25 protein-coding genes and 14 tRNA genes are annotated in these 20,917 nt (G+C 42.2%); 28 read left to right on the top strand and 11 right to left on the bottom strand.

The window, feature by feature from the left end; translation table 11 throughout:
- Positions 1 to 45: 45 nt before the first annotated feature.
- The 14 genes from C6347_RS18180 to C6347_RS18115 all read left to right on the top strand — a co-directional run bounded on the left by C6347_RS18180 (position 46) and on the right by C6347_RS18115 (position 1,289).
- Positions 46 to 122, top strand: a tRNA-Pro gene (locus tag C6347_RS18180).
- A gap of 7 nt (positions 123 to 129) precedes the next feature.
- A tRNA-Ala gene (locus C6347_RS18175) sits at positions 130 to 202 on the top strand.
- 25 nt (positions 203 to 227) lie between these two features.
- Positions 228 to 301: transfer RNA gene (locus C6347_RS18170), tRNA-Met, on the top strand.
- Between the two features lie 4 nt (positions 302 to 305).
- Positions 306 to 382: transfer RNA gene (locus C6347_RS18165), tRNA-Ile, on the top strand.
- A gap of 7 nt (positions 383 to 389) precedes the next feature.
- Positions 390 to 482 (top strand) — tRNA-Ser (locus C6347_RS18160).
- Between the two features lie 22 nt (positions 483 to 504).
- Positions 505 to 581, top strand: a tRNA-Met gene (locus tag C6347_RS18155).
- Positions 582 to 585: 4 nt separating this feature from the next.
- Positions 586 to 662: transfer RNA gene (locus C6347_RS18150), tRNA-Asp, on the top strand.
- 18 nt (positions 663 to 680) lie between these two features.
- Positions 681 to 753 (top strand) — tRNA-Phe (locus C6347_RS18145).
- Between the two features lie 27 nt (positions 754 to 780).
- A tRNA-His gene (locus C6347_RS18140) sits at positions 781 to 856 on the top strand.
- Between the two features lie 11 nt (positions 857 to 867).
- Positions 868 to 941, top strand: a tRNA-Gly gene (locus C6347_RS18135).
- A gap of 17 nt (positions 942 to 958) precedes the next feature.
- Positions 959 to 1,035, top strand: a tRNA-Ile gene (locus tag C6347_RS18130).
- Positions 1,036 to 1,041: 6 nt separating this feature from the next.
- A tRNA-Asn gene (locus C6347_RS18125) sits at positions 1,042 to 1,116 on the top strand.
- A 3-nt stretch (positions 1,117 to 1,119) separates the two neighbouring features.
- A tRNA-Ser gene (locus C6347_RS18120) sits at positions 1,120 to 1,210 on the top strand.
- Between the two features lie 7 nt (positions 1,211 to 1,217).
- Positions 1,218 to 1,289: transfer RNA gene (locus C6347_RS18115), tRNA-Glu, on the top strand.
- A gap of 77 nt (positions 1,290 to 1,366) precedes the next feature.
- Here C6347_RS18115 and C6347_RS18110 read toward each other — a convergent pair.
- The 3 genes from C6347_RS18110 to C6347_RS18100 form a co-directional block, all read right to left on the bottom strand.
- The gene (locus C6347_RS18110) at positions 1,367 to 1,843 is read right to left on the bottom strand and encodes a TspO/MBR family protein (protein WP_034620862.1); all 477 of its coding nucleotides are present in this window, start codon (positions 1,841 to 1,843) and stop codon (positions 1,367 to 1,369) included.
- 86 nt (positions 1,844 to 1,929) lie between these two features.
- Positions 1,930 to 2,664 (bottom strand): TraR/DksA C4-type zinc finger protein, encoded by a 735-nt coding sequence (locus C6347_RS18105; protein ID WP_034665257.1) that lies wholly within the window; start codon positions 2,662 to 2,664, stop codon positions 1,930 to 1,932.
- 117 nt (positions 2,665 to 2,781) lie between these two features.
- Positions 2,782 to 3,720 carry a 1,4-dihydroxy-2-naphthoate polyprenyltransferase gene (locus C6347_RS18100; protein WP_034665260.1) on the bottom strand — a complete coding sequence of 313 codons (939 nt, stop codon included), beginning with the start codon at positions 3,718 to 3,720 and terminating at the stop codon, positions 2,782 to 2,784.
- 382 nt (positions 3,721 to 4,102) lie between these two features.
- On the opposite strand from C6347_RS18100, the gene C6347_RS18095 reads away from it, so the two are divergent.
- From C6347_RS18095 to menC, 6 genes are all read left to right on the top strand, one after another.
- Entirely contained in the window at positions 4,103 to 5,521 is a 1,419-nt protein-coding gene (locus C6347_RS18095) for an isochorismate synthase (RefSeq protein ID WP_106031912.1), read from the top strand.
- Positions 5,514 to 7,256 (top strand): 2-succinyl-5-enolpyruvyl-6-hydroxy-3-cyclohexene-1-carboxylic-acid synthase, encoded by a 1,743-nt coding sequence (menD, locus tag C6347_RS18090; protein ID WP_106037002.1) that lies wholly within the window; start codon positions 5,514 to 5,516, stop codon positions 7,254 to 7,256. The genes C6347_RS18095 and menD overlap by 8 nt, the downstream gene beginning before the upstream one ends.
- Positions 7,241 to 8,065: a 2-succinyl-6-hydroxy-2,4-cyclohexadiene-1-carboxylate synthase gene (menH, locus tag C6347_RS18085; protein ID WP_106037001.1), complete on the top strand. Its 825-nt coding sequence runs from the start codon at positions 7,241 to 7,243 to the stop codon at positions 8,063 to 8,065. The genes menD and menH overlap by 16 nt, the downstream gene beginning before the upstream one ends.
- Positions 8,066 to 8,079: 14 nt before the next feature.
- Positions 8,080 to 8,898 carry a 1,4-dihydroxy-2-naphthoyl-CoA synthase gene (gene menB / locus C6347_RS18080; protein WP_034665273.1) on the top strand — a complete coding sequence of 273 codons (819 nt, stop codon included), beginning with the start codon at positions 8,080 to 8,082 and terminating at the stop codon, positions 8,896 to 8,898.
- 71 nt (positions 8,899 to 8,969) lie between these two features.
- Entirely contained in the window at positions 8,970 to 10,430 is a 1,461-nt protein-coding gene (locus tag C6347_RS18075; protein ID WP_106071951.1) for an o-succinylbenzoate--CoA ligase, read from the top strand.
- The gene (menC, locus tag C6347_RS18070) at positions 10,417 to 11,541 is read left to right on the top strand and encodes an o-succinylbenzoate synthase (RefSeq protein WP_106071950.1); all 1,125 of its coding nucleotides are present in this window, start codon (positions 10,417 to 10,419) and stop codon (positions 11,539 to 11,541) included. The genes C6347_RS18075 and menC overlap by 14 nt, the downstream gene beginning before the upstream one ends.
- Before the next feature lie 106 nt (positions 11,542 to 11,647).
- Here the strand turns inward: menC and C6347_RS18065 are convergent, their stop codons facing one another.
- From C6347_RS18065 to C6347_RS18050, 4 genes are all read right to left on the bottom strand, one after another.
- Positions 11,648 to 11,839, bottom strand: coding sequence for a hypothetical protein (locus C6347_RS18065; protein ID WP_034665287.1), 192 nt, complete (start codon positions 11,837 to 11,839; stop codon positions 11,648 to 11,650).
- Positions 11,840 to 11,864: 25 nt separating this feature from the next.
- Positions 11,865 to 12,023: a DUF1540 domain-containing protein gene (locus C6347_RS18060; protein ID WP_008360682.1), complete on the bottom strand. Its 159-nt coding sequence runs from the start codon at positions 12,021 to 12,023 to the stop codon at positions 11,865 to 11,867.
- Between the two features lie 68 nt (positions 12,024 to 12,091).
- Positions 12,092 to 13,138: a cytochrome d ubiquinol oxidase subunit II gene (locus C6347_RS18055; protein WP_181185487.1), complete on the bottom strand. Its 1,047-nt coding sequence runs from the start codon at positions 13,136 to 13,138 to the stop codon at positions 12,092 to 12,094.
- A gap of 21 nt (positions 13,139 to 13,159) precedes the next feature.
- On the bottom strand, positions 13,160 to 14,491 hold the full coding sequence (locus C6347_RS18050) for a cytochrome ubiquinol oxidase subunit I (protein ID WP_066030510.1): 1,332 nt from the start codon (positions 14,489 to 14,491) through the stop codon (positions 13,160 to 13,162).
- 175 nt (positions 14,492 to 14,666) lie between these two features.
- Here C6347_RS18050 and C6347_RS18040 point away from each other — a divergent pair, with 175 nt between their 5' ends.
- Positions 14,667 to 14,909: a type B 50S ribosomal protein L31 gene (locus tag C6347_RS18040; RefSeq protein WP_034665302.1), complete on the top strand. Its 243-nt coding sequence runs from the start codon at positions 14,667 to 14,669 to the stop codon at positions 14,907 to 14,909.
- 72 nt (positions 14,910 to 14,981) lie between these two features.
- Here C6347_RS18040 and C6347_RS18035 read toward each other — a convergent pair whose 3' ends face one another.
- Positions 14,982 to 15,971 (bottom strand): metal ABC transporter substrate-binding protein, encoded by a 990-nt coding sequence (locus tag C6347_RS18035; protein ID WP_106036998.1) that lies wholly within the window; start codon positions 15,969 to 15,971, stop codon positions 14,982 to 14,984.
- Positions 15,972 to 16,183: 212 nt separating this feature from the next.
- On the opposite strand from C6347_RS18035, the gene C6347_RS18030 reads away from it, so the two are divergent.
- Positions 16,184 to 16,750, top strand: coding sequence for a beta-class carbonic anhydrase (locus tag C6347_RS18030; RefSeq protein WP_034665310.1), 567 nt, complete (start codon positions 16,184 to 16,186; stop codon positions 16,748 to 16,750).
- A gap of 1 nt (position 16,751) precedes the next feature.
- On the opposite strand, the gene yidD is transcribed toward C6347_RS18030, so the two are convergent.
- Positions 16,752 to 16,976 carry a membrane protein insertion efficiency factor YidD gene (gene yidD, locus C6347_RS18025; RefSeq protein ID WP_003217666.1) on the bottom strand — a complete coding sequence of 75 codons (225 nt, stop codon included), beginning with the start codon at positions 16,974 to 16,976 and terminating at the stop codon, positions 16,752 to 16,754.
- Between the two features lie 126 nt (positions 16,977 to 17,102).
- Between yidD and C6347_RS18020 the strand changes: the two genes are divergently transcribed.
- Positions 17,103 to 17,576 carry an S-ribosylhomocysteine lyase gene (locus C6347_RS18020; protein ID WP_003217624.1) on the top strand — a complete coding sequence of 158 codons (474 nt, stop codon included), beginning with the start codon at positions 17,103 to 17,105 and terminating at the stop codon, positions 17,574 to 17,576.
- A 114-nt stretch (positions 17,577 to 17,690) separates the two neighbouring features.
- Complete coding sequence (locus C6347_RS18015) at positions 17,691 to 18,125, top strand: FixH family protein (RefSeq protein ID WP_060597098.1); 435 nt, start codon at positions 17,691 to 17,693, stop codon at positions 18,123 to 18,125.
- A gap of 7 nt (positions 18,126 to 18,132) precedes the next feature.
- On the opposite strand, the gene ytzI is transcribed toward C6347_RS18015, so the two are convergent.
- A complete protein-coding gene (gene ytzI, locus C6347_RS18010; RefSeq protein WP_034665318.1) occupies positions 18,133 to 18,279 on the bottom strand; it encodes a YtzI protein in 147 nt (48 codons plus the stop codon).
- A 133-nt stretch (positions 18,280 to 18,412) separates the two neighbouring features.
- On the opposite strand from ytzI, the gene C6347_RS18005 reads away from it, so the two are divergent.
- The 4 genes from C6347_RS18005 to C6347_RS17990 all read left to right on the top strand — a co-directional run bounded on the left by C6347_RS18005 (position 18,413) and on the right by C6347_RS17990 (position 20,076).
- Complete coding sequence (locus C6347_RS18005; RefSeq protein WP_003217576.1) at positions 18,413 to 18,850, top strand: Dps family protein; 438 nt, start codon at positions 18,413 to 18,415, stop codon at positions 18,848 to 18,850.
- A gap of 121 nt (positions 18,851 to 18,971) precedes the next feature.
- Positions 18,972 to 19,163, top strand: coding sequence for a hypothetical protein (locus C6347_RS18000; RefSeq protein WP_034665322.1), 192 nt, complete (start codon positions 18,972 to 18,974; stop codon positions 19,161 to 19,163).
- Positions 19,164 to 19,319: 156 nt separating this feature from the next.
- The gene (locus C6347_RS17995; protein ID WP_060597096.1) at positions 19,320 to 19,724 is read left to right on the top strand and encodes a phage holin family protein; all 405 of its coding nucleotides are present in this window, start codon (positions 19,320 to 19,322) and stop codon (positions 19,722 to 19,724) included.
- A gap of 43 nt (positions 19,725 to 19,767) precedes the next feature.
- Positions 19,768 to 20,076, top strand: a complete 309-nt coding sequence (locus tag C6347_RS17990; RefSeq protein ID WP_034665329.1) for a hypothetical protein — start codon at positions 19,768 to 19,770, stop codon at positions 20,074 to 20,076.
- Between the two features lie 28 nt (positions 20,077 to 20,104).
- Here C6347_RS17990 and C6347_RS17985 read toward each other — a convergent pair whose 3' ends face one another.
- A complete protein-coding gene (locus tag C6347_RS17985) occupies positions 20,105 to 20,896 on the bottom strand; it encodes an AIM24 family protein (protein WP_034665541.1) in 792 nt (263 codons plus the stop codon).
- Between the last annotated feature and the right edge of the window lie 21 nt (positions 20,897 to 20,917).

Here is a 20,917-nt window from a genome sequence, read left to right as displayed (position 1 = left end):
TCAAAAGGTTAGGGGTTCGACTCCTCTCGGGCGCGCCATTAAGATCGGGAAGTAGCTCAGCTTGGTAGAGCACTTGGTTTGGGACCAAGGGGTCGCAGGTTCGAATCCTGTCTTCCCGACCATCTTTATGGGGCCTTAGCTCAGCTGGGAGAGCGCCTGCCTTGCACGCAGGAGGTCAGCGGTTCGATCCCGCTAGGCTCCACTTTTTAAAAGATTATTTTGATCATGGCGGTGTAGCTCAGCTGGCTAGAGCGTACGGTTCATACCCGTGAGGTCGGGGGTTCGATCCCCTCCGCCGCTATAAAGGACCTTTAGCTCAGTTGGTTAGAGCAGACGGCTCATAACCGTCCGGTCGTAGGTTCGAGTCCTACAAGGTCCACCATCTATACGGAGGAATACCCAAGTCCGGCTGAAGGGATCGGTCTTGAAAACCGACAGGGGTGTCAAAGCCCGCGGGGGTTCGAATCCCTCTTCCTCCGCCATATTTTTTAATACCCATATCATCGCGGGGTGGAGCAGTTCGGTAGCTCGTCGGGCTCATAACCCGAAGGTCGCAGGTTCAAATCCTGCCCCCGCAACCAAAATGGTCCGGTAGTTCAGTTGGTTAGAATGCCTGCCTGTCACGCAGGAGGTCGCGGGTTCGAGTCCCGTCCGGACCGCCATTTTCAAAAAGAATACTTGGCTCGGTAGCTCAGTTGGTAGAGCAACGGACTGAAAATCCGTGTGTCGGCGGTTCGATTCCGTCCCGAGCCACTTTTATAAAAAAATATTGACAGTATGGCGGTTGTGGCGAAGTGGTTAACGCACCAGATTGTGGCTCTGGCACTCGTGGGTTCGATTCCCATCAATCGCCCCATACATATTTTTGCGGGTGTAGTTTAGTGGTAAAACCTCAGCCTTCCAAGCTGATGTCGTGGGTTCGATTCCCATCACCCGCTCCATTTGTATATCCGTTCATGGGCCTGTAGCTCAGCTGGTTAGAGCGCACGCCTGATAAGCGTGAGGTCGGTGGTTCGAGTCCACTCAGGCCCACCATGATATTCCGCAGTAGCTCAGTGGTAGAGCTATCGGCTGTTAACCGATCGGTCGTAGGTTCGAGTCCTACCTGCGGAGCCAAATGGAGAAGTACTCAAGTGGCTGAAGAGGCGCCCCTGCTAAGGGTGTAGGTCGCGCAAGCGGCGCGAGGGTTCAAATCCCTCCTTCTCCGCCATTTATCTGGCCCGTTGGTCAAGCGGTTAAGACACCGCCCTTTCACGGCGGTAACACGGGTTCGAATCCCGTACGGGTCATGTTTAAAAGAGGTCTTGTCAAAGATCTCTTTTTTATTTTCTTCAAAAGGAAAGACCGCCATCATAGCGGTCTTTTTTTACATATTCATGGAATAGATCGTATAAGACAAGTATGTCGCAAAGAAGCCCCATAAGACATAAGGGATCAGTAAAATTGGAACGACTTTGCTTAGTTTACGCGAGACGATGACAAGTGCAAGTGCTGTCAGTGCTACAAGCAGGCAGTCGATCGTAGCGGCAAATAAATCTTTTTGTGTAAATTGAAAAAAGCTAAAGGCTTGATTAAATACGTAATTTAAAAGAAAAAGAATCCAAAATGGTAAAGTGATTTTTTGAAATCCGTACTTTCCATAAATGATCGCTGCAGACAACGAGATCAGAGCAAACAAGACAGCCCACACAGCACCAATTACACCACCACTTGGTGTCCATTCCGGTTTATTCAGTGCATCATACCACTCTCTGTCAATCGGAAACAAGAATCCGGCAATAGAGAATAATGCATATGTAATAAAGAAGACAACCACTGCCCAAATGATACTTTTTCTTGCCATTAAGAATCTCCTCCAATCAAATTCACTCTTAAAGTGATTTCCCAATCATTACATGATATAAACATAAAGCCCCCAATATGAGGGGACTAATGATTTTCTTCTGTATAAGGTTCTTCTTCGTACGGCTTCAAGTCACCAAATACCGTCATGACACCTTCTTCGTCTAATGCCTCTTCATAGGCTTCGTGGGCTTTATTTGGATATACCTTGCTTGCCTTGCCCTCAATATCAGCTGCTGCGAATCCTTCATAGTCCTCCACATAATCTTCATCTTCTGATTGCGTATACACATCATCGTATGTCAATGGAGGGAATTCCATATCGGACGGGGTATCAGAGTTTCCATAGCGTTCTACGTCTTGATATGCATCCTCTCCATCGTAGGCTGCGCTTTCTTCATTTTCAAATTGACCTGATGGCGGACTTAATAAATCCTCTTCAATCGGACGGTTTTGTGAAACGGTTTGTTCTTTTGAATGCTCTGTGCATGTGACGGCACTAGGCAAGGCTTCTAAGCGTTCCTTTGGAATAGGGGCCTTACAGACCTTGCACAGGCCATAAGAGCCGTCTGTGATGGCTTGAAGTGCCTCATTGATGTCTAACAAATGTTCATGTTCCAAACTGTTTAACGCAATATCTTTCCCGCGTTCGAATAGCTCTGTCCCTTGATCACCTGGGTGGTTATCATAGGCTGACAGTTCTCCGAGCGAATCATAAGGAAATGATACTTTTTGTTCATCGTCATGGCTTTTAGCTTCGAGTTCTTGCTTTTCATCGAGAAGTCGCTGCTTCAAATGATGTAATTCGTCTTTAGACAACAAAGCGATCATCCTTTCATATCAAACATAATGTTAGTATGAGCAATTTTGTCTGCAAGACTAGTTCCAATTTGAAGCAATTCCTCATGAAAAAACGCCTGCGGCTGCAGGCGTTCTTTGTTACGCAATATAGTATTGTAAGATCAAAGCGATTGTCAGCAGGAAACCGAAAAATGTATTGGTTTGAGCTGTAGATTTCATGGCATTCATTAATTCAATTGGTTTTTCTTTTTGCTTAAATTCTTTGATAGCTGTATATGCTTTTGGCACACTGAGTAAAACAAGAAGACTCCAAAGGCCGACAATATCTGTGAAGATATAAACAAAAATAAGTACATATGAGACCAAAAACATGGAAAGTAAAATGTTCACTGCAGCTTTTCGCCCAGCAAGGATTGCAAGTGTTTTTCGTCCATTTTCTTTATCGCCGTCTAAATCGCGGATATTGTTCGATAGTAAGATGGCACCAACTAAAATAGAAATTGGTAGTGAAACGAGAAAAGCTTTAGATGTCAGTGTGCCTGTTTGGATATAGAAACTAATCAAGATGATTCCTAGTCCCATAAAAGCACCTGACACAAGTTCTCCAAACGGCGTATATGCAATGGGTACAGGGCCGCCGGTATAGAAATAGCCTGCTGCCATACAAATGAGTCCTATCAGTGCAATCCACCAGCTAGACATCATGCAAATATACACCCCTAGTAGTAAAGAAAGCGCAAATAGTGCATAAGCGAGGCCGAGGACTGTTTTTGGCTTCACACCGTTTCTTACAATGGCTCCACCGATGCCAACAGATTTCTCATTGTCCAATCCGCGAACATAATCAAAGTACTCATTAAACATGTTCGTTGCGATTTGGATAAACATAGATGCCAACAGCATAGCTAAAAATAGCCCAACATGTATTTGACCACTTGGAAGTGCTAGAACAGTTCCTAAAGTAACGGGAATAAATGCCGCTGTTAATGTATGCGGTCGTAGTAAATTCCACCAAATCCGCCAGTTCTTATCAGGCTTAATCGGTGAAAGCTGATCTGATATCGATTGATGCTGCATAAAATATACTCCTTTAAATAAAAAAATACGTACACGTCCAAATTCCAGTTTAGCAAAGTTCAAAAAGGTGTCAATATATTGATGCGATGAAACCGGAAAAAGATGTTTGCTAATCGTTGCCATATCGAGAGAAAGCTTGATCTTAGAACAGGACTTGCCATTTTTCCTTTAGATGCTCTCGTTTCAAGAAGCAGGAGCGAAAAAATCTAGAAAGCGTGATATAATAAGGATTCGAGGTTTTAAAAGCTGTTTTCTTTACTAAGTTCATCTGTTAAGGTTTATAATAGAAAAGCAGGCCATTCGACATACTCGAATGTTCATGTATTTTTTCATTATGGTTTTATTTTTTTATGTTATTTCATGGATTTTGGAGGAATGTATCATGGTGACAACAGTGCAAAGTACTTTCCGGCAGGAAGCGCTTGCGACATTAGAAGAAGCGAATAACGTCAACCATGCTGTTTTGATAAGCTACTCCAGAAGAGTTGACGATCTGGATCCTCTTGCCTTTTTCCAAAGCGGCGAAGCGGATTTTTTAGGCGAGCGGTTTTTTTGGTCTGATCCAGAAAGCCAAATGATATTTTCTGGACTTGGCAGAGCGGCCGTCATTAAATCAACTGAGCAAGGCAAGGAACGATTTGATATAGTCCATCAAGAATGGGAACAGCTGAAGCAGCACATGTTCCATTTTCATGATGAGAAGGATTTAAGGCAAGCGGCTGTTGGTCCGCTTTTATTTGGAGGATTCTCATTTGATCCGTATGAAGAGAAGGCGCGTCACTGGGAAGCTTTTGGCGAGGCTCATTTTTTTGTGCCATCGATGATGCTCACTGTCTCGAAAGAAGGCACGTTTCTTACGATCAATGAATGGAAGCAGGTGGACGGGAATGTTCATCAGCTCATTCAAGAATTAGAACAAAAAGCCTCTCATTTCGAAACATTACCGCTCAGACATGATGGACAAGCTGAACTTGTTCATATGGAAGAACTAGATGTGAAGGAATGGATGAAGGCGATCCAAGAAGCGACAGACCGCATTCGTGCAAACGAATATGAAAAGGTTGTTTTAGCAAGAGAAGTCTTGCTTCACTATAAAAATCAAATTGAACTTGCTCCACTGTTAGCAGAATTATTAAAGCATCAAACAACGAGTTATGTATTTGCGGTTGAACAAGGAAGACAAGCATTCGTTGGAGCTACGCCGGAACGCTTAGTAAAAAAAAGCGGCGGCGAGGTCTTTTCATCTTGTTTAGCAGGTTCGATTGTTCGAGGAAAAGATGAAGCGGAAGATCGAGCATTAGGCGAGGAACTGCTGCATGATGAGAAGAATTTGATTGAACATCAAATTGTCGTCAATATGATTCAGCAAGCATTTGAGGCCAATTGCCTTCACGTGCACAAACCAAATCAACCTAGTCTTTATAAAACAAAAAACATTCAGCATTTGTTTACACCGATTGTGGGAGAAATTAAAAGCAGCTGTTCCCTCTTTTCATTAATTGAACAGCTCCATCCGACGCCAGCATTAGGCGGATATCCGAAGGAAAAAGCGGTTGAGGTCATTCGTGAAATCGAACCGTTGAAGCGTGGCTGGTACGCGGCGCCGGTGGGCTGGATTGACTCTCAGGATAATGGAGAATTTGCTGTCGCCATTCGGTCAGGTCTTATTGAGGAAGACCATGTTCGTTTATTCGCTGGCTGCGGCATTGTAGAGGATTCCCTTGCAAAGCAGGAGTACGAGGAAACGCAAGTGAAATTAAGACCAATGCTATCTGCTCTTGGAGGTCGTCCGATTGAATAATCAAATCATGACAACATATATTGGCAGATTGATGGATGAATTTGTACAAGGTGGTGTGAAGGAAGCGGTTGTCTGTCCTGGTTCCCGTTCAACCCCGCTTGCGATGCTGGCTCTTGCCCATCAAGACATCAATGTTCATGTATTAGTGGATGAACGGTCTGCTGCTTTTTATGCGCTTGGTCTTGCAAAAGCAAGTCAAGCACCGGTGCTGCTTATTTGTACATCAGGTACGGCAGCTGCTAACTTTTACCCAGCCATTGTAGAGGCACATTATTCCCGTGTACCACTTATTGTTTTAACTGCTGATCGGCCGCACGAATTGAGGGAAGTTGGGGCACCTCAAGCGATTGATCAGCAATTCTTATTCGGTAAGTTTGTTAAATGGTTCACAGACTTAGCATTGCCGGAAGAAAGTCAGACGATGTTACGCTATGTTCAGACGGCTGCGGCAAGAGCAAATCATATGTCAATGCAAGAGCCGAAGGGACCTGTTCAGATCAATGTCCCTCTGAGAGAACCATTGCTTCCTGATTTGTCTATTGATCCTTTTGAGCGAGAAGAAACAGGCCGAAAAAAGGTCATAGCTGCAGGACAGGCTTTCCCAAATGATGATGTGATGTCTGAAATCGTGACGGTCATGAACCATTCCAAAAAGGGACTGATTGTGTGTGGTGAACTTCATACGCAGGAAGAGAAAGAGGCAGTGTTACGTCTTTCGAAAGCCTTGCATATTCCGATTTTAGCGGACCCGCTTTCTCATTTGCGAAATGGTCATGAACATGCAGATCTTATTATTGATGCGTATGATTCATTATTGAAAGATGAAGCATTGCAGCAGCATCTATTGCCGGATATGGTCATTCGTTTTGGACCGATGCCTGTGTCCAAACCTTTATTCAAGTGGCTGGAAAAACATTTGGAAGTGAATCAGATTGTCGTTGATGCTGCCGGAGGTTTTCGAGATCCTGGATTGAGTGCTTCATACGTCATTGAAAGTGATGTGGCAACTTTTGTAGATGAAGTATTCAAGAGAGCGGATCAACGTGAGGATACAAGTTTTCTAAAACGCTGGCAGAATGTTAATTCTTCATTCAGAACGCATGCATCCCATTATTCTGATGAGAATCTGTCATTTGAGGGGAATGTGTACCGTCAGCTTCAGCATCTCTTGCCGAAGGAGAGTGTCCTTTTTATCGGAAACAGTATGCCGATTCGTGATGTGGATACATTTTTTGAAACGCAATCGAAGCCTTTTCGGATGATGGCGAATCGAGGAGCCAATGGCATTGATGGCGTTGTGTCTACAGCACTTGGCACGTATGCGGCTTTGAAACAGCCAGTCACCTTAGTGATTGGAGATTTATCATTTTATCATGATATGAACGGTTTGCTTGCAGCTAAGCTGCTGGACATTCCGCTGACGGTTGTGTTGTTAAACAATGATGGGGGAGGCATCTTTTCTTTCCTTCCACAGGCGTCTGATGAACCGTATTATGAAAAACTCTTCGGAACGCCGACTGGACTGAATTTTGAGTATGCTTCGAAGCTGTATGGGGGAACCTATTCGAAACCGTCAACGAAACAAGAATTACATGATGTCTACATGGCGCATATAGAAGAGCCTGGACTTCATTTAATTGAAATTGAAACTGATCGGCATTCCCGTGTAGGCAAGCATCGTCAAATGATGGATGACATATTGGAAGAAGTGAAAAAAGAATGTCTTCTTTCATAATACGGATGCGTGATGGTGTGGCGTACGAGGTGGTGGATCAGAATCCATTGGCTGAGAATGCCACGCTATGCTTACATGGCTTCACTGGAAGCGCGGCTTCTTGGACGTTCTTGAATGGTTATATGGTGAATACAAGATTGATTCAAGTCAGCTTGCTTGGACATGGCCGCACGGACTCACCAGAAAGTATGAGAAGATATGCGATGTCGCATCAGCTGGCAGATCTTGCAGAGATTTTAAACCAATTAAAGCTTCACAAAGTGAATATTCTCGGATATTCTATGGGAGGACGTATTGCTTTATCATTTGCCTCTCGTTATCCAGATCAAGTCAACAAATTGGTCCTTGAGAGTACCTCTCCAGGGCTTCGCACTTTTAAAGAGCGGATGGCAAGACTCAAACACGATCATCAGCTCGCTCAGAAACTTAGACATGAAGGTTTAGTGAAGTTTGTGGATTTTTGGGAGAGTATTCCACTGTTTGCTTCGCAGAAAACTTTATCAGCTGAAACGCAGGCTCAACTGAGAGAGGGAAGGCTGAAAGCCAATCCACTTGGACTGGCTCGCAGCTTAGAAGGCCTAGGAACAGGTTCGCAGCCCTCTGTTTGGAAGGCTTTAAAGCATATGAATTTACCTGTTTTGTTGATTTGCGGAGCGCTTGATGAAAAGTTCTGCAATATCGCCAAACGTATGCAGCAGGAGCTTGAAGGCAGTCAATTCATATTGGCTGAGCAGGCTGGGCATACAGTTCATGTGGAACAACCACATTTTTTTGGTAAAATAGTAAGTGAGTTTATTACGCAAGATTAGAGGAGGAACTATTGATGGCTATTGAATGGCAAACTGAGCGTCAGTATGACGAAATTTTATATGAAACGTACAATGGGATCGCAAAGATCACGATTAATCGTCCACATGTACATAACGCGTTTACACCAAAGACTGTGAGTGAATTAATTGATGCATTTTCACGTGCTCGTGATAATTCAAATGTTGGTGTAATCGTACTTGCAGGAGCTGGCGGCAAAGCATTCTGTTCTGGTGGAGATCAAAAAGTACGCGGCCATGGCGGCTATGTAGGAGACGATCAAATTCCGCGTCTAAATGTATTAGACTTACAGCGTTTGATTCGTGTGATTCCAAAACCGGTGATTGCAATGGTTGCTGGTTATGCAATCGGCGGCGGGCACGTTCTTCACGTTGTATGTGACCTGACAATTGCAGCAGATAATGCGATTTTTGGACAAACTGGTCCAAAAGTAGGCAGCTTTGATGCTGGTTATGGTTCAGGCTACCTTGCACGTATTGTTGGTCATAAGAAAGCGAGAGAAATCTGGTACTTATGCCGTCAATACAATGCACAAGAAGCGCTTGATATGGGACTTGTCAATACAGTTGTACCATTAGAGCAGCTTGAAGAAGAAACTGTGAAGTGGTGTGAGGAGATGCTAGAAAAGAGCCCGACTGCTTTACGATTCTTGAAGGCTGCATTTAATGCAGATACGGATGGATTAGCTGGAATTCAACAATTTGCAGGAGATGCGACACTTCTTTATTACACAACAGATGAAGCAAAAGAAGGACGCGATTCCTTTAAGGAAAAACGCAAGCCGGACTTCGGTCAGTTCCCGCGTTTCCCTTGATTCAATCATATCGATGAAAAACAGCTTAGTGCATCAGACTAAGCTGTTTTCTTTTAAGAAGAGGAGGTGTCATGATGAAGCAACCTAATTGGCTGCTGTACCGTGCTTATTTAACGCCAGAAAGAGTCGCGCTCATTTATCAGGATAAAAAGTGGACATTTCGCGATTTAGCTGATGAAGTAAATGAGCTTTCTAATAGACTTGCAGATGCATCATTGAAAAAAGGGGAAACGGTTGGGCTTTTGATGAACAATCAGCCTCAAATGGTGATGCTTGTTCATGCTTGTTTTTCATTAGGATTAAAAATCGTGCTATTGAACAATAAGTTAACAAAAGCTGAGAGGCGCTATCAGCTTGAAGATGCAAAAGCAGCCGCTTTATTAACTGAACCTGTTTATGCCAGTGATCATAAAGGTGATCTCCCCGTTTATACAATGGAGACTTTACCTGAAGCAGGTCAAGATAATGAAAAGAAAATCGAGAGCGAATTTGATTTGAATGAAACAGCGACCATCATGTATACATCTGGCACAACAGGACGCCCAAAAGGCGTGGAGCAAACGTTTGGCAATCATTTTCATAGTGCCATTTCCTCTGCACTAAATATGGGCATCAGAGAGGATGACCGCTGGCTTATTGCACTGCCTCTTTTTCATATTAGCGGGTTATCCGCTTTATTTAAGTCTGTGATCTATGGGATGACTGTCGTACTTCATGAGAAGTTTGATGTCGATGAAGTAAAGGATTCTATTGAACAGCATCGTGTGACGATGATATCTGTTGTTCAAACGATGTTATCCCGTTTATTAAGCAGACTGGAAGAATGCCCGTCTTCTTTGCGCTGTCTTTTATTAGGCGGAGGACCTGCGCCTTTTGCGATACTTCAAGAAAGCAAAGAGAAAGGCTTCCCTGTGTTTCAATCGTACGGTATGACGGAAACCTGTTCACAAATTGTGACCCTTGCGCCTGAATTTAGTGTAGAGAAGCTTGGATCAGCGGGAAAACCCCTTTTTGGGTGTGAGCTGAAAATTCAAGATGGTACACGCACTTGTCGTCCTTTTGAGCATGGCGAAATTATGGTGAAAGGGGCAAATGTCATGAAAGGGTACCTTTACCGTGAAGAAGCAACCACAGCTGCCTTTGATCAAGGCTGGCTGAAAACGGGTGATATTGGCTATGTGGATGAGGAAGGGTTCTTATTTGTGCTTGACCGCCGTTCAGATTTAATTATTTCTGGCGGTGAGAATATTTATCCTGCTGAAATTGAAGCGGTTCTGTTAACACATCCGCATGTAAAAGAAGCCGGAGTGACGGGTATGTATGATGATAGATGGGGAGAGGTACCGGCTGCCTTTCTTGTCACAGACCATAAGATACCGGAGAATGAGCTCTATGCTTTATGTGAGTCGCATTTAGCAAAATATAAATGGCCCGCCGCTTTTCACTTTGTGGACGAGCTGCCAAGAAATGCGTCGAATAAATTGCAGAGGCACAGACTCAAATCAAAGGGGTTTTTAGATGATTCAAATTGAACGAGTGATTTTATATCATGTCACGATGAAGCTCAAGCAGCCATTTACAACAAGTCTTGGAACCATCTCAGAGCGTGAGTTTATTATTGTCGAGGTAAAAGATCAAACAGGATTGACTGGATGGGGAGAGGTGTCAGCCTTTTCTTCTCCATGGTATACAGAAGAAACCATTGAGACTTGCTATCATATGCTGAGAGCTTTCTTTATACCGAATGTACTGACACGCACCTTTACACACCCTTCAGAAATACCAGACAGCCTGTACCAATTTAAAGGTAATAGGATGGCGAAAGCGGGAATCGAAGCGGCTGTTTGGGATATTTATGCGAAGCGTGAGAATAAGTCGTTACGCGATGTATTAGGCGGCACCAAAGAGAGAATACCTTCTGGTGTTGTGGCGGGGTTAGGACCCATTGACGACATGCTGAAGCAAATTCAGCAATATGTTGACCAAGGCTATCAGCGTGTGAAGGTGAAAATTAAGCCGGGACAGGATATTGGACTTCTTAAAAAAATTAGAGAGTCTTTCCCTAACCTTCCATTAATGGCGGATGCAAACTCTGCTTATGAATTAAAGGATATTAGCAAGCTCAAGCAGCTCGATGACTTTCGTTTATTAATGATTGAACAACCATTAGCTGCAGATGATATCGTGGATCATCGCCATTTGCAAAAGCATTTAAAAACACCGATATGTTTGGATGAAAGTATTTGTTCTTTAGATGATGCTAGAAAAGCTGTAGAGCTTGGCAGCTGTCAAATTATTAATGTGAAGCCTTCACGAGTTGGGGGGCTGACAGAAGCCCTTAAAATCCATACATTCAGTAAGGAGCATCAAATTCCATTATGGTGCGGAGGGATGATTGAAACAGGCATTTCCCGCGCGCAGAACGTGGCACTTGCTTCCCTTCCTCAATTTACAATCCCAGGTGATATTTCAGCTTCATCAAAATATTGGGAGCAAGATATCATTTTTCCTGAAATCAAGGTTGAGAATGGTTTTATTGAGGTACCTTGTTCCCCAGGAATGGGCGTAGAAGTGGATTATCAAGCGCTTCGTTCTTTTTCAGATAAAATTGACGTGTTTACAAAACATGATTTTGTGATGTGAAAACGAGTGAATCACCTTTTGCACATCCAATAAAATCTATGTATAGTGAGAGAAAGTTTTTCCTTCCTGTCTCATCAAGAAAGAAAGAGCGGTGATCCGCTCTTTCTTACTCTTCTACAAGCTCGCTGTCGTAAGCAAGCTGTCCGATATAGTGATTCATTTCATTGGGCATGTCTGCTGCATGGCCATATTCATAATCCCAAAGGTTTAAAAAGGAGTGAGCAGCCTGATAAAATGCGGCTTCGTCCGCGTCATGAATTTCGTCAAAAAACGTTTGAAGCAGCCGATCGTGTTTCAATGTGAAGCGCCTCCTTTAATGAGACTTAAAGATCTTGTGGTTTAAACGTTTTACAATCCGTTTCTTCACTTTTTTCAGCCGTATTTCCTGTGTGGCTGACGACATAGATTGCATCTGCCCCACAGCGGTTTCCAGCATTCCAATAGGAACAGTTATTGACTTCACAAAGGATTTTTTGACTCATACAGATGACCTCCTTTTGAGTATGTCTTTCTTCTATAATGTAACCGAAATGAACCTCGTCCATTCATGTTAATCTTCCTGACGAATATAGCGCTTATCCTTCATAAACAATTTCCAGAAGAAATAGAACCCAGGGAATAAGATGATAAAACCTACTATATAGGTGATAAACAATGCTCTAAATGTGACAGGGTCTGTAAATCCAGACATGATTGTAATATCTGGATAGGCCATATAAGGCAAATGGGCACGTCCGTACACGTAGCTTGCTAAAAAATATTGAATGGTAATCGCAATGACAGCTAAACGGGGCCGGCCTTTCCGCTGCTTAAACCGGCTGTTTGGTAAAAATAGAGCCAGTCCTGCTAGCAAAAACATCAGGAGTGATACAAGAAGAATAGGAATGTTCTGCATCATTTTTGTGAACAGCCAATTGGCCTCGCTTCTTAATGTCAGCATGATAAAAAAGGCCATCAAGAGTGAAAGCGGACCCGTAATGAGAGCCCCTCTTCTATAAATGCTGTAAGCTTCATCTTCATCAGCCACATTCGAGAAATCAGCTAAAAGCAAAGACGAAAGAAAAAGGGTGCTGAAAATGGCAAAGCCGACAAAAGAATAGACATTTGCACTCGTAAAGACCAGTCCAAGATCTAATGAGTAGACGTTGTTCTCCTGAAAGATAAATCCACCATGAGTAATCGGAAGAACCATGATCAGGATGGACGGAATGATAAAGCCGCTTATCCCTGAAATGTAAGTAACCGCTTTTCGGTATTTTTTAGGGAGTGAATGAGAAAACACGAGAAACCCGCTTCGCAGTGCAAGAAGTAACAATATGATGCTGCCGGGTATTAATAAAACGGTACCAAGTACAAAGGTCGCACCTGGAAACAAGCTAAACAATGCGACAACAATCGCCACAATGAAGACGTTTGTCACTTCCCATGTTGGAGAAAGATATTTATTTGCAATATTAGCGGCCTTTGTTTGTTCTCTATTCATATAAATCATCGACCAAAATCCTGCGCCGAAATCCATTGATGCCATCACTGCATAGATAAAAACGAATCCCCATAAGATGGTGATTGCAATGAGCGCATCAGTTGTAACATCCATTTGCATCTAGATCGCTCCTTTTTAAGATTCTGTTAACCGTAGGTCTTCTTCAATCGAATGTTTTCTAAAGTAGTACGTCAGTACAATAACGGTTGCTATGCCTAAGATGAGATAGACAATGGCAAAAAGGATAAAGAGCGTACCGATTGAACCGGATGATGTGACGACCTCTGAGGTTTTGAGCATTCGATAAATGACCCATGGCTGACGGCCTGTACATGCAAAGATCCAGCCGAACTCAATGGCCAAAAGACTAAGGGGCCCGCCGAATAAGTAAAGAAAAAGGAGCCACTTCGGATAATGTTCGCGTTTTAAAATTTTACGGTAAAGCAGTGCTAACACTGCAAACAAAATGAGGACTGAGCCAATGATAACCATGCCGTTAAATAATGTGTGAATAAATAAAGGCGGCCACTCGTCACGAGGGAAATCATTTAAGCCTTTGACCACCGTATCAAAGCTATTTCCTGCCAGAAAACTAAGCGCCCAAGGGATTTCAATTGCTCCTTTAATTTCCTGTGAATCGGCATCAGTAAAACCACCTATTGCAAGAGGCGCATGTGATTGTGTTTCAAATAAACCTTCAGCACCGGCTAACTTTTCAGGCTGATATTTATACAGAAGCTGAGCAGACTCATGACCATTTAAGGCCGTAAGAAATGAGAAAAGGCCTCCTACAATAAGTCCAAGAAAAAGGGCTTTTCGATGAAAAGTATAGAGTTTCTCATTCTTTCTTGTTTTGAGCATTTTAAAAGCGGCCACCGAAGCAATTACAAAAGCACCTGTTGTAAAAGCAGACAGCACGACATGTGTCGCAGTCACCACAAAGCTTGGATTGAAAAAGGCCTTCCAAGGCTCGATATTTGTAATCTCTCCATTGACCATTTGAAAGCCAGCAGGTGTTCCTTCAAACGCATGTACGTTTGTGATCAGAATCGCTGAAGCGGCTGCGCCAATCACGACAAAAATAACGGTAATGATGCGCATAGCAGGTGATAGGCGATCCGCTGCGTACACATAAATAGACATAAATAATGCTTCAATAAAGAACGCATAAATTTCAATCTGAAATGGCAGTGACATGACCTTTCCGATGACCTCCATAAAACCTGGCCATAGAAGAGCGAGCTGGGTACCAGCAATCGTGCCTGTTGGAATGGCGACACCTAACAAGACAGCCTGCGCTTTCGTCCACCGTTTGGCCATGACAGCATAGTGAGGATCCTTCGTTTTTTGGAAGATGAGTTCAGCTAACAAAATCATTAGCGGGATGCCGACGCCAAGCGAGGCATAAATAATATGAAAGCCCATGGTTGTGCCGAACAGGCTTCTAGCTAAAACGAGATCAGTCAATTTTTTCTCCGCCTTTCTTATCGCTTCTCTTTTTCATGATGTTATTATTCTCCACCATTTTTAGATTATTCTTCCTGACTAAGAAAGCTTGATTTTTGACAAGTTGTAAAAGAGGGAGTAAAATATAAATATAAAGCGTAATCATTACGTTTTGATAACGAAAGGAGTTTTGACATTGAAAAGAGATATTCATCCAACCTCACATGAAGTTGTATTTATGGACGTAAACAGCGGTTACCGCTTCTTGAGTAAATCGACAAAGACATCCAATGAGACAGTAGAATGGGAAGATGGGAAAACGTATCCTGTGATTAAAGTAGAAACAAGCTCTGATACGCATCCTTTTTATACAGGACGACAAAAATTCGGAGAAAAAGGCGGAAGAGCCGAGTTGTTTAAGAAAAAATATCAAATGTAATAAAAAGCACACCTACAATGGTGTGCTTTTTTGCAGCAAAAAACCCCGGATGATCACCCGAGGTTCTAGTAATTAATCATTTAAAGCGGTTTTTAAGGTCTTTAGATTTTGTTTCATTAAGCTGATGTAGCTTTCGCCATTTTTGGCATCATCTTCAGTAATAGATTCTAGATTTTTAAGTGTGAGGCTTTTTGCCCCAATTTCACTGCGGATTGTATCTGATACTTTGCTGCTGACGTTGTTTTCAAAAATCACATATTGAATGTGATGCTTTTCAGCTTTTTGTACAATGCTTTCGAGCTGCTTTTGTGAAGGCTCTTCAGAAGCGGATAATCCTAATACACTGATTTGCTCAATGCCATAGCGCTTTTCCCAATAACCGTAAGCTGCGTGAGAAACAAGGATTTCTTTATGTTTTGCTTTAGATAACGTTGTGTTGAACTCTTGATCTAGCGATTGCAAATCCTTTTTTAGTTTTTCATAGTTTTTTGTGTATTCGTCTTTATGATCTGGATCTAATGAAACGAGAGTGTCCTTAATGTTTTTCGCCATTTGCTGTGCATAAACTGGGTCTAACCATGCGTGAGGATCTTTATCTCCATGGTCGTGTTCATCATGGTCATGAGCTTCACTTTCATGGTCGTGATCATGGTCTTCGCCTTCTTCATGTGCATGCTCTTCTTTTGTCGATAACAATTTGATGCCTTCGGCTGCTTTGACTGTTTTCACGCCTTGGTCTTTTAACGTAGAAGCGGTTTTGTCAGCGAATGCTTCAGCTCCTGTACCGCTGTAGATGAAGGCGTCACCTTCAGCCATTTCAACCATCGTTTTTGAACTTGGTTCAAAGCTGTGTGCATCTGCATTGGCAGGGTACACACTTTGTGCATGAACGTGAGAACCGCCAATTTTTTCAGTGAAATCTTGGATCGGGAAGATCGTGGTGTAAATGGTTAGTTTCCCGTCTGCCTTTCCTTTTGAAGCATTTGTCCCCGTACTGCTTGAACAAGCGGCAAGACCGATCGCAAATAAAGCAGCTGTTAAAATATAAAAGATTTTTTTCATGTAGAAATGTCTCCTCTCAATCTATTAGATAGAAATGATTACGATTTAATGTCCTGAGTTATTGTATCGTAATAATTACGATTTGAAAAGAGGAAAATAAAAAAATTTCATCAGCAGATGTTTCCTTTAAAAAAATGCGCTGCAAAACGTGACGAAATTTCTCACATTGTGCTATATTTATTTTTAAAAAAGATAAAGGAATGGGCAAACGTATGAAACTTTTAGATGAAATCATCGAATATAATCAACAGTTTATTGAAGAAAAGAAATACGAAGAATTTACAACAACGAAGTTTCCACAGAAAAAAGCTGTCATTCTGTCATGTATGGATACAAGACTTGTCGAGCTGCTTCCGCGTGCAATGAACATGAAAAATGGAGATATCAAGATCGTTAAAAGTGCTGGTGCTCTTGTTTCTCATCCATTTGGAAGTATTATGCGAAGCATTTTAGTGGCTGTTTACGAATTAAATGCTGACGAGGTTTATGTCATTGGGCACCATGATTGCGGTATGAGCAAAATAGACAGTCAAACACTTTTAAACAAAGCCATTGAGCGTGGTATTCCAGAAAAGCGTATTGAAGTACTGGAATACTCAGGAATCGACTTTAAACAGTGGCTCAAAAGCTTTAGTTCTGTTGAAGAGAGCGTGAAGGACAGTGTGTCCGTTGTAAAAAATCACCCGCTTCTTCCATCAGATGTGCCTGTGCACGGTCTTGTCATTGATCCTGGAACAGGCAAGCTTGACTTAGTCGTCAACGGATATGAAGAAAAATAAGTTATTTTTCCTTTTTCGGCGGGACAGGATCGATGCCGCCAGGGTGGAGCGGATGACATTTTAAAATCCGTTTGATGGTGAGCCAGCCGCCTTTTAAAGCGCCATGCGTTTTGATCGCCTCTAGCCCATAGTTTGAGCATGTTGGGTAAAACCGGCAGCTAGGCGGTGTAAGAGGGGAAATACATTTTTGATAAAAGCGTATGATGCCGATAAAAATTTGTTTCATAGAGGTTCCTCCTTGTCTGTCTTTCACAGTATAAGAAAAAAGGACAAGGAAGGAAAGTTTTATAAACTAAGCTGGTCGGAGAAATATGTTATAATATAGGAAATTGCAATTATAGGAGTGGTGATTATGCCTTCAGTTGAAAGCTTTGAACTTGATCATAATGCTGTAAAAGCGCCATACGTTCGTCATTGCGGCGTTCATAAAGTGGGATCAGATGGGGAAGTAAATAAATTTGATATTCGTTTTTGTCAGCCTAACAAGCAGGCGATGAAACCTGATACGATTCATACATTAGAGCATTTACTTGCGTTTAACATTAGAACACACTCAGAGAAATACGATCATTTTGATATCATTGATATTTCTCCAATGGGCTGCCAGACAGGCTACTATTTAGTGGTCAGTGGTGCACCTACTCCAAAAGAGATCGTTGAACTTCTTGATGCAACATTCAAGGATGCAGTTGAGGTAACAGAGATTCCTGCTGCAAACGAAGAGCAATGCGGCCAAGCGAAGCTTCATGACCTTGAAGGGGCAAAACGTTTGATGCGTTTCTGGCTTTCTCAAGATCAAGAAGAGCTCCTAAAAGTATTTGGTTAATAGATCATAAACCGGACATGTTGATGTCCGGTTTTTTGAATTCGATTATGAGATGTCAAAATAGGGGATATTTGTTAAAATGGACATGTCAGTAAAAGAAGGGGGAAACTCGGGATGCGAAAAATGTTGGGAATGATTTTGATGCTCATGTTACTAAGTGCATGTGGGAACTCTGCAGCAAATAGCGGCAAAGGGGAGGTGCCTGAGCTATTAGAAGTGAAGATTACAGGACCTGAGCAAGTGGAAAAAAATGAAAGCGTTATAGTAAAAGCAGCTGTCACATATGGTGATACCCCTGTTGATGATGCAGACGATGTTCAATTTGAAGTGTGGAAAGATGGTGACAAAGATAACAGCAAGATGATTCAGCCAAAGAAAGAGAACAAAGGTGTATATGAATTGCATACAGCCTTTAAAAAAGATGGCCTTTATATCATACAAGTCCATGTGACAGCTAAACAGCAGCATAATATGCCGAAGACGAACATCCACGTAGGTGATGTGAAAAAAGAGAGTTCATCTACTGAAGCAGAAACCTCACATCATTAAGTGCGATTTATTTAGGGTTAGGACGTTGGTTTGGTTCAGCATCCTGTGGTGAATCGATTTTATGCTTATATTCATAAGCCTTCGATGTTGTCCACAGTGATAAAAAGACAACGATTGAGATAATGATAAAGCTGATAATCCCAAGTAACAGCATCTAACTCCCTCCTTATTTCCATATTAACATATATTTCATGCAGTCAAAATAGAAGAAATTCATGGTAGGTTTCAGTATAATAGGAAAAGGGTATTCTCATACTATAAACGCAATTACATAAGGAGGAATGAACATGTCTGAAAAATTATTAAACGTCGTCAATAAACAAGTAGCTGATTGGACTGTGCTTTACGTGAAATTACATAACTATCATTGGTACGTAAAGGGAAAAGACTTCTTTACACTCCATGAGAAATTTGAGGAACTTTATACAGAAACAGCGACATACATTGATGATTTGGCTGAGCGTATGCTTGCGTTAAATGGACAGCCTGTTGCGACAATGAAAGAATGCTTAGAAATTTCTAGCATTCAAGAAGCTGAAGGCAATGAATCAGCGGAGCAAATGGTGAAAAATCTATATGATGATTTCTCCAATATCGCAGAGGAATTAAAGCAAGGAATGGAGCTGGCTGGAGAAGTTGGCGATGAAACAACAGGTGATATGCTGCTTGCGATACATCAATCTATTGAGAAACACAACTGGATGCTTAAAGCATTTTTAGGATAATACGAATGTGAAAGGAATGTCGATCATAAGATCGGCATTCTTTTTTGATGGATTTGTGACAGACAGCCCATTGAAATCATAGGGCTTTCAGCCGAAGAGAAAAGAGAAGGGAGGGGAGAAGATGTCTTCCATTGCAGGAATGATGAGTCAGCAAGTCGCGAGCATTCAAAGAACACTCAATATTAGTTTGTTGAATTCACAGCTTGCTACGAATACAGCACAAGCCATGGTCATGCTGGATCAAGTTCAGCAGCAGCCTCAAGCTGTTCAGCCAAAGGATTCAGACGCTCGCTTTATTGATGTCAGAGTCTAAGAATGGAAGCCGCCGCACAAGGCGGCTTTTTTTCTTGTCATCACTCTGTCTGATTTAAAAGACGACGCCTTTATTTTTTGTCGTCCAAGCTATTGCGAGGATCCGGCATATACTATTGAGGTAAGGAGTTCCACTTTGAAAGGATGTTGATGCCATGTGAGCAAGGATTTAGGCATCTTTTCGTTGTTTACAGTCAGTTTGTCAGCGATGGGCTTTCTGTTTGGTGGAGCAGGATATTTACTGATGATATTAGTGACACTCATGGCCATCGAATTAATTTGTTCAAGCCTAAGAGAATCTTTGACTGGGCAGCTCACAATGAAACGTTTTTTTACACGGCTTGTTCGAAAGATTGTGACGGTCTCCTTAATATCGATGGCGCATTTCTTCGATGTCATGCTGAAGACAAATGGGATGATTAAGGATTTAGCGATCATCTTTTATATTATTTATGAATCTTACCAAATCGTCTCGACAGCCAATGCCCTCGGAATTCCCATTCCACAGTTGTTTATTGATGTGTTGGACATGTTGAAAAATAAATTACGCAAAAAGCCGTAATTTCTTCATATCTGGTCATACTAAAGGAAAAAGGATGAATCAGATGGCGAGACACACATATTATGTATCTGTACAGGATGGGTCGATATCGCAGCATAGAGATGCGGCGGCTTGGCAATTTCAAATAGAAGCAGATGATGATCAAATTTTGCAGCTGAGAGACTATTTCGATGAACAGTATATGACAGATTGGAAAGGCTTCTTTCGAGCGCATGTTCCGTTTCTAGAATATCATTATGACAGTCCGAATGATGAAATGGATCGAAAAAGACAAGAGATTTACTCAATGATTTATGAGCTCGGGAATGAAGAGACAAAGAACTTTATTGAAACAAATGGATTAATGAATTGAAAAAGCATGTAGAGATTTTCTACATGCTTTATTTTCGCGGTTGTAAGATGCCTCCGATCAGGTCACTAAGCCCGCCTTTATTCTCTTGCTGTGATGTCTGTGAATTAGTGAAATCATGAGAAGAGCTCTGGCTTTGAGGCTTGTAGCGGTTATCATCTAAACCAACCCGTAAGCCAGATGTGCGCTCAGATGGCTGGATAATGACAATTTGGTCTTGTTCTTGAAACTCAAATAAGTAGGATTCACCAGATGTTTGTCCAATGAAGGTTTTCCAGTTCACATCTAATTTGACCTTCGGTGCTTTGCCTGTCCAAGCGACAATGGCGTCAGGATCTACACGGCAGGGGGCTTTTAAAATGAGCGGGTTTCCATTCGTTTTAATGGCGACCTGCGCTCCGTGGCCTTGATAGGAGAGCTTTGATGTAAACAGTCCTTTCTGTGATAAAATACCAACGCCTACTGGTGTCACGCCGTAATGACACTCCTCAGTAAAGGCAAGTAGATCTTCACTTTCTACACTTACATGCTGCCAAGGACCGCTCGGCTCAAGATTAATCACTGTCACGTGCTCGCTGGAATCAGCTAAATAACAAGTACCTTGTCCACTCACTTCCATCACCTCAAGGTTTTCACCTGTCAATTTTCTGCTGATGTGGTTAAATACTTGACTGACCATATTTCCTTTATTTGTCCCGAGTAGTCGTTTGCGGTATTGAAACGTTCCTTGATCGGCAATCATTGCGCCTTTTTTCGCAAAAAAGATTCCGCTGCCTTCTGCTTGTAAAGTGAGTTCTTCTATCGTGTTGAAATGAAATCCCATTGGTGCCGGCTCCTTTCCTGC

The organism is Bacillus sp. NMTD17 (genome assembly GCF_002998735.1).
Taxonomy (GTDB): domain Bacteria; phylum Bacillota; class Bacilli; order Bacillales; family Bacillaceae; genus Bacillus.
This window is presented reverse-complemented; position numbering and strand designations above follow the sequence as displayed.

Excerpts from the sequence above, each read along its gene's own strand:
- C6347_RS18100 (WP_034665260.1), bottom strand. The coding sequence starts at position 3,720 with ATGCAGCATCAATCGATATCAGATCAGCTTTCACCGATTAAGCCTGAT.
- C6347_RS18060 (WP_008360682.1), bottom strand. The coding sequence starts at position 12,023 with ATGAGTCAAAAAATCCTTTGTGAAGTCAATAACTGTTCCTATTGGAAT.
- C6347_RS18075 (WP_106071951.1), top strand. The coding sequence starts at position 8,970 with ATGATGAAGCAACCTAATTGGCTGCTGTACCGTGCTTATTTAACGCCA.
- C6347_RS18020 (WP_003217624.1), top strand. The coding sequence starts at position 17,103 with ATGCCTTCAGTTGAAAGCTTTGAACTTGATCATAATGCTGTAAAAGCG.
- menC (WP_106071950.1), top strand. The coding sequence starts at position 10,417 with ATGATTCAAATTGAACGAGTGATTTTATATCATGTCACGATGAAGCTC.
- C6347_RS18015 (WP_060597098.1), top strand. The coding sequence starts at position 17,691 with ATGCGAAAAATGTTGGGAATGATTTTGATGCTCATGTTACTAAGTGCA.
- C6347_RS18055 (WP_181185487.1), bottom strand. The coding sequence starts at position 13,138 with ATGGATGTTACAACTGATGCGCTCATTGCAATCACCATCTTATGGGGA.
- C6347_RS17985 (WP_034665541.1), bottom strand. The coding sequence starts at position 20,896 with ATGGGATTTCATTTCAACACGATAGAAGAACTCACTTTACAAGCAGAA.
- menB (WP_034665273.1), top strand. The coding sequence starts at position 8,080 with ATGGCTATTGAATGGCAAACTGAGCGTCAGTATGACGAAATTTTATAT.
- C6347_RS18035 (WP_106036998.1), bottom strand. The coding sequence starts at position 15,971 with ATGAAAAAAATCTTTTATATTTTAACAGCTGCTTTATTTGCGATCGGT.
- C6347_RS18030 (WP_034665310.1), top strand. The coding sequence starts at position 16,184 with ATGAAACTTTTAGATGAAATCATCGAATATAATCAACAGTTTATTGAA.
- C6347_RS18005 (WP_003217576.1), top strand. The coding sequence starts at position 18,413 with ATGTCTGAAAAATTATTAAACGTCGTCAATAAACAAGTAGCTGATTGG.
- menH (WP_106037001.1), top strand. The coding sequence starts at position 7,241 with ATGTCTTCTTTCATAATACGGATGCGTGATGGTGTGGCGTACGAGGTG.
- ytzI (WP_034665318.1), bottom strand. The coding sequence starts at position 18,279 with ATGCTGTTACTTGGGATTATCAGCTTTATCATTATCTCAATCGTTGTC.
- yidD (WP_003217666.1), bottom strand. The coding sequence starts at position 16,976 with ATGAAACAAATTTTTATCGGCATCATACGCTTTTATCAAAAATGTATT.
- C6347_RS18110 (WP_034620862.1), bottom strand. The coding sequence starts at position 1,843 with ATGGCAAGAAAAAGTATCATTTGGGCAGTGGTTGTCTTCTTTATTACA.
- C6347_RS17990 (WP_034665329.1), top strand. The coding sequence starts at position 19,768 with ATGGCGAGACACACATATTATGTATCTGTACAGGATGGGTCGATATCG.
- C6347_RS18000 (WP_034665322.1), top strand. The coding sequence starts at position 18,972 with ATGTCTTCCATTGCAGGAATGATGAGTCAGCAAGTCGCGAGCATTCAA.
- C6347_RS18095 (WP_106031912.1), top strand. The coding sequence starts at position 4,103 with ATGGTGACAACAGTGCAAAGTACTTTCCGGCAGGAAGCGCTTGCGACA.